Source organism: Flavobacterium sp., from assembly GCF_044338735.1.
GTDB lineage: Bacteria > Bacteroidota > Bacteroidia > Flavobacteriales > Flavobacteriaceae > Flavobacterium.
This window is the reverse complement of sequence record NZ_JBIIWV010000145.1, coordinates 1-5,204: the sequence shown is the minus strand read 5'-3', so window position 1 is coordinate 5,204 and position 5,204 is coordinate 1. Positions and strand designations below refer to the sequence as shown.

The following is a 5,204-nucleotide window of genomic DNA, read 5'->3' as shown; positions in this document are numbered from 1 at the left end:
CCTTCATTAAAAATCGCCATTAGCGAATCTATTGTGGTGAATACTAAATTTCTGTGTAATCTCATTTTATAGTTTAAATCATTCCGATAATTCGGGAGGCAAATATACGAATTTAATAGTTTTATTTATCTATAAATGCAAAGCCCTTTCGATAATTTAATTTAATTAATTTGTTTCGAATTGTGTAACTTTGATTTAATTCTTTTTTTATGAAATCGCCATTAACAAAAAGTTTATATAACACACACCTTTAATTAGACAGCCGATACTAAATATTAACGCTAAAAAAATTTAACATATGAAACAAATAATCGTATTTCTTTTTGTAATTGTGTCAAACGCTCAAAATAAACCAGTGGTTTTTGAATCTAAAGTTTTATCAGAATCAAAATTAAGTTGTAGAGCTATTTTTGTGGATAGTGACAAGGTTTGGATGGGAATGGATAAAGGAAGATATGGTTTTTATGACAAGAAAAAAGATTCATTACACATTCACACTATTCAATCAGTCAACTCAGCAACCGAATTTAGAAGTATTGCAGCAACCAAAGAATCCGTTTTTATTTTGTCTGTTGGAAATCCCGCTAAATTGATAAAAATTGATAAAAAATCACTGCAAGAAACTATTGTTTATACTGAAGAAAACGAGAAGGTTTTCTATGATAGTATGCAATTTGTAGATGATTTAAATGGTTTTGCAATGGGTGATCCTACCGAAGATTGTTTGTCATTTATAAAAACAACCGATGGAGGAACTACTTGGAAAAAAATTCCTTGTGAAAATTTGCCTAAAGTTTATGAAGGCGAAGCGGCTTTTGCAACCAGTAATACTAATTTAATTGTAAAAGGAAAATCAATTTTTATGGTTTCTGGCGGAAAAAAATCGAGAATATTTGTTTCACATGATTTTGGCGTAACTTGGCAAGTATATGAAACTCCAATAGTACAAGGTGAAGAAATGACGGGAATTTTTACTGCCGATTTTTACAATGAGAAAATTGGAATTATTGCTGGAGGAAATTATTTAATGCAGCTACAAAATTGGTCAAATAAAGCGATTACACTTGATGGCGGTGCAACTTGGAAATTGATTGCTGATAAAGCCGCATTTGGGTATGCTTCTTGTGTTCAATTTGTACCTAAATCAAAAGGTAAAAAGTTGGTTTCAGTTGGCGGAACGGGTATTTATTATTCTGAAGATTTTGGTAAAAATTGGACTAAAATATCAGATGATAAAGATTTATACACTTTTCGATTTGAATCCAATAAAGTGTTTTATGCTAGCGGTAAAAATAAATTGGTACGGTTTGATATTAAATAAAAAAACGCCCAAATAATATGAGCGTTTTCTAACTAATCTCTTCTTTTATCGCGCATTTGCTTTAATAATTGACGATTAAAATCGTCTTCAGCTTTTTTGAGTTTGATGATTTTTCTAGCAGGAAGTATGCCTTGTAAATCCTTGATGAATTTTTTACGAAGCGCAAATAAACTTTCTTCAATAGCTTCCATTTGAACAAGTAGGCCTGATGCTTCTTTTTCTGAAAGTTTTTCAACACTTCCAGGTTCAAATCGATCCAGAATGGCTCTCATTTTTTCATGACGCAATTCGGCTTGTTTGTCATCAAATGCATTATAAATTGGCCAAAATCGTTGTGCCTCTTCTGTTGTTAAATTTAATTCTTCAGTAATATAAGCTATTTTTAAAGATTTAACTTTGTCTTTCTTTCCTTTAAAACCTTGTGAAAAAGAATTAAAAGTAACCAGTAAAATTAATAAGGTAATAATTTTTGTTTTCATTTTATTATTGGTTTAAAATATAATCTAAGTCTTCTGTATTTAAATAATTCTCTATTTCTTCACTTTCTGAAGGGGAAACACCTAGTGAAGTTTCTAATTCAAGAATATCATCATAAGTTAAATGCTTTGTTAATTCTGTTGTTCCAAAGCTTTGTTGTGCCAAATAATCCTCAATTGCACCAGTTTCTAATAAACTTTCATTAACTGAATTAAAATAAACGGGTAGTGCTATTGATAGTAAAAATAACGCTGCAATGCTGCTCATCCAAACTTGTTTTCTGTGAAATAATGAAACAACTTTTACAGGACTTTTTTCAGATTGTTTGGCTGAAATTTTGTGCATTATTTTTGCCTCAAATTGTTCAAAGTAATTATCTGGAGTAATAAAACCCGAGGTAATTTTATAATTATTATCTAAATCAAAAGTTTTCATATTCATTGGACAAAATTAATGTTAAAAGGTTTAATTCGTTTTTAAAAAATCTTCAATCTTTTTAACGGCAATATGATAACTTGCTTTTAAAGCCCCAACCGAAGTTCCTAATATTTCTGATATTTCTTCATATTTTAATTCTTCAAAATATTTCATTTTAAAGACAAGTTGCTGTTTTTCTGGAAGTAATGCTATGGCTTTTTGTAGTTTTAATTGAATTTCATCTCCATCAAAATAAACATCACTTTCTAATTTATTGAGCGCTTTTTCTTTAACTTCTTCGTTAGATATTCCTTGTTTTTTGGCACGCTGTTGTAAAAAAGTAATGGATTCGTTTGTGGCAATTCGATACATCCAAGAGAAGAGCTTACTATCTCCTTTAAATGTTTTCAAATGAGAATGTACTTTAATGAATGTATTTTGTAACACATCGTTAGCATCCTCATGATCTAGTACAATTCCTCTAATATGATTGTATAATGGTTTTTGATATAATTGCAATAGCTTTTTAAACGCTTCATTTTGCGTTTTAGGGTTTAATAATTCGATAATGAATATTTTTTCGTCTTGCAAAATCAATCGTTACTATATTTTAATAAGACTAAAGATATTCAAAAAGGTTTAAATAATGTTTTTGTTTAGCAAAATAATGCTTTTGAGTTTGTAACTTTGTACTTTAAATTGATTAAGATAAAATGGAAGATTTAAGCAATTATAGAAAATCATATGATAAGAGTGCGTTATTGGAAGATCAGATACCTGAGGATCCTATTAACTTATTTCATAAATGGTTTTATGAAGCTGAAGATTTAAACGAAGCTGATGAAGTTAACGCAATGACTGTTGCAACTATAGGTTTGGATGGTTTTCCTAAATCTAGAGTTGTGTTGCTTAAAAAATTTAATGAAGAAGGTTTTATTTTTTACACCAATTATAATTCTGAAAAAGGCAAGGCGATTATTGAAAATCCAAATGTTTGTCTGTCTTTTTTTTGGCCTACAGTTGAGCGTCAAATTATTATTAAAGGAAGAGCTGAACAAACAACAGCGACTATTTCTGATAATTATTTTGCTTCTCGACCTGACGGGAGTAAACTCGGTGCAATTGTTTCTCCTCAAAGTGAGGTAATATTAAATCGGGAGTTCTTAGAGAATAGTTTAATCGAACTAGAGAAAGAATGGGAAGGTAAAGAAATCGAACGTCCAAATCACTGGGGCGGTTTTCTTGTACGACCAGTAGAAGTGGAGTTTTGGCAAGGACGTCCAAATCGTTTGCATGATCGTATTAGATATCAATTGCAAAATGATTTTGATTGGAAAATAGACCGTTTAGCTCCTTAATTTTAAATTAACTATATTATAACGTTACAATATTTATTTGGTCGCCCAAAATTAAACTTTTTAAACCATTTGTTGATAAATTGCAGCTTTTGAAGTTCAATTTATATAATTTTACAATTAATGCATGAAGATGAACAATAATTACACTAGTTATATCGATCGAGAAAAGAGTTGGCTTACATTCAACGCTAGGGTCTTACAAGAGGCAAACGATGGAAATGTACCACTTTTGGATCGATTACGTTTTTTAGGAATTTTTTCTAATAATTTGGATGAATTTTTTAGAGTTCGTTATGCTGCTATCCGAAGAATGAGTCTCGAAAGTACCGAATCAGAAAAGATTTTAGGCGTTAAAGCGGAAGAGTTATTAAAAGAAATTACAGAAATCGTTATTGAACAACAATCTGATAGTTTGCGAATTTTAAATGAGATTGAAAAGAAACTTGAGCTTGAAAACATATTCATGATTAATGAAAATGATATTTCAAAAGAACAAGAAAAATTTATTCATGATTATTTCATTCAAAAAGTTAGCCCAGCATTAGTCACTATCATGTTGAACGATTTGGAAGAATTTCCATTACTTAAAGACACTTCAGGATATTTGGCTGTTAAATTAGTGATGAATGGAAGTCAACTTTTTAATGATAAAGCTAAAGAAATTCGATATGCAGTAGTAGAAATTCCTAATACCATCAATCGATTTCTAGTTCTTCCATCAAGTTCAGAAAAACAGTATATTATTCTATTAGATGATGTTATACGTTATAACTTAAACAATATATTTAACATATTTGATTCGGAAAGTATTTCGGCTCACATGATTAAAATAACCCGAGATGCACAACTGGAATTTGATAGCGACTTAAGTAAAAGTTTGATTGAAAAAATTTCATCATCTGTTAAAGATAGAAGAGTAGGCGAACCCGTTCGATTTGTTTATGATCAAGCAATTGGAAAAGATACTTTAGATTTCTTCTTGCGTGGAATGCATATTGACAGTTCCGATAGTATTATTCCTGGCGGTAGATACCATAATCGTAGAGATTACATGAGTTTCCCAAACTTAGGCCGTTATGATTTATTATATAAAGAAAATGTTCCATTGCCAATTTCAGGTTTGTCGTTAGAAGGAAGTATTTTAGAAAAAATTAAGAAGAAAGATTATTTATTATACGCTCCTTACCAATCGTTTTCCTACATTATTAAGTTTTTGCGTGAAGCGGCTTTAGATCCAAAAGTGGTTTCTATTAAAATTACGTTATATCGTTTAGCTAAGAATTCTCAAATTGTGAGTTCCTTAATAAACGCTGCTAAAAATGGTAAAAAAGTTACCGTTCAAATTGAATTACAGGCGCGTTTTGATGAAGAAAGTAATATTTCCTATTCGGAACAAATGCAAACTGAAGGTATTGAGCTTATTTTTGGAGTAAAAGGGTTAAAAGTACATAGTAAAATATGTGTAATTGAACGAATTGAAGATAGTAAAATAAAACGATACGGTTTAATTTCAACTGGTAATTTCAATGAAAATTCCGCTAAAATTTATACCGATGTTACGGTTTTTACAAGTAACAATGAAATCTTAAAAGATGCTTCTAAAGTTTTTGATTTTTTTGATGTAAATTATC

At 30.0% G+C, this 5,204-nt stretch carries 6 protein-coding genes; 3 read left to right on the top strand and 3 right to left on the bottom strand.

Annotation, left to right across the window (positions count from 1 at the left end):
* Positions 1-298 precede the first annotated feature (298 nt).
* Positions 299-1,321: a WD40/YVTN/BNR-like repeat-containing protein gene (locus ACIQZC_RS08900; RefSeq protein WP_396138876.1), complete on the top strand. Its 1,023-nt coding sequence runs from the start codon at positions 299-301 to the stop codon at positions 1,319-1,321.
* Positions 1,322-1,353: 32 nt separating this feature from the next.
* Here ACIQZC_RS08900 and ACIQZC_RS08895 read toward each other — a convergent pair whose 3' ends face one another.
* The 3 genes from ACIQZC_RS08895 to ACIQZC_RS08885 are packed head-to-tail and all read right to left on the bottom strand — an operon-like array spanning position 1,354 to position 2,806.
* The gene (locus tag ACIQZC_RS08895; protein WP_396138875.1) at positions 1,354-1,800 is read right to left on the bottom strand and encodes a sensor of ECF-type sigma factor; all 447 of its coding nucleotides are present in this window, start codon (positions 1,798-1,800) and stop codon (positions 1,354-1,356) included.
* Between the two features lie 4 nt (positions 1,801-1,804).
* Entirely contained in the window at positions 1,805-2,233 is a 429-nt protein-coding gene (locus ACIQZC_RS08890) for a hypothetical protein (protein ID WP_396138874.1), read from the bottom strand.
* Between the two features lie 30 nt (positions 2,234-2,263).
* Positions 2,264-2,806 (bottom strand): RNA polymerase sigma factor, encoded by a 543-nt coding sequence (locus tag ACIQZC_RS08885; protein ID WP_396138877.1) that lies wholly within the window; start codon positions 2,804-2,806, stop codon positions 2,264-2,266.
* A 122-nt stretch (positions 2,807-2,928) separates the two neighbouring features.
* Between ACIQZC_RS08885 and pdxH the strand changes: the two genes are divergently transcribed.
* Both pdxH and ppk1 read left to right on the top strand, forming a co-directional pair.
* On the top strand, positions 2,929-3,573 hold the full coding sequence (gene pdxH / locus ACIQZC_RS08880) for a pyridoxamine 5'-phosphate oxidase (RefSeq protein ID WP_396138873.1): 645 nt from the start codon (positions 2,929-2,931) through the stop codon (positions 3,571-3,573).
* 130 nt (positions 3,574-3,703) lie between these two features.
* Positions 3,704-5,204 (top strand): polyphosphate kinase 1 (ppk1, locus tag ACIQZC_RS08875; protein ID WP_396138872.1); only part of this gene is annotated, 1,501 nt, incomplete at its 3' end.

What these genes read in the sequence shown, in the direction of transcription:
- ACIQZC_RS08900 (WP_396138876.1), top strand. Translation starts at nt 299, where the DNA reads ATGAAACAAATAATCGTATTTCTTTTTGTAATTGTGTCAAACGCTCAA.
- ACIQZC_RS08895 (WP_396138875.1), bottom strand. Translation starts at nt 1,800, where the DNA reads ATGAAAACAAAAATTATTACCTTATTAATTTTACTGGTTACTTTTAAT.
- ACIQZC_RS08890 (WP_396138874.1), bottom strand. Translation starts at nt 2,233, where the DNA reads ATGAAAACTTTTGATTTAGATAATAATTATAAAATTACCTCGGGTTTT.
- pdxH (WP_396138873.1), top strand. Translation starts at nt 2,929, where the DNA reads ATGGAAGATTTAAGCAATTATAGAAAATCATATGATAAGAGTGCGTTA.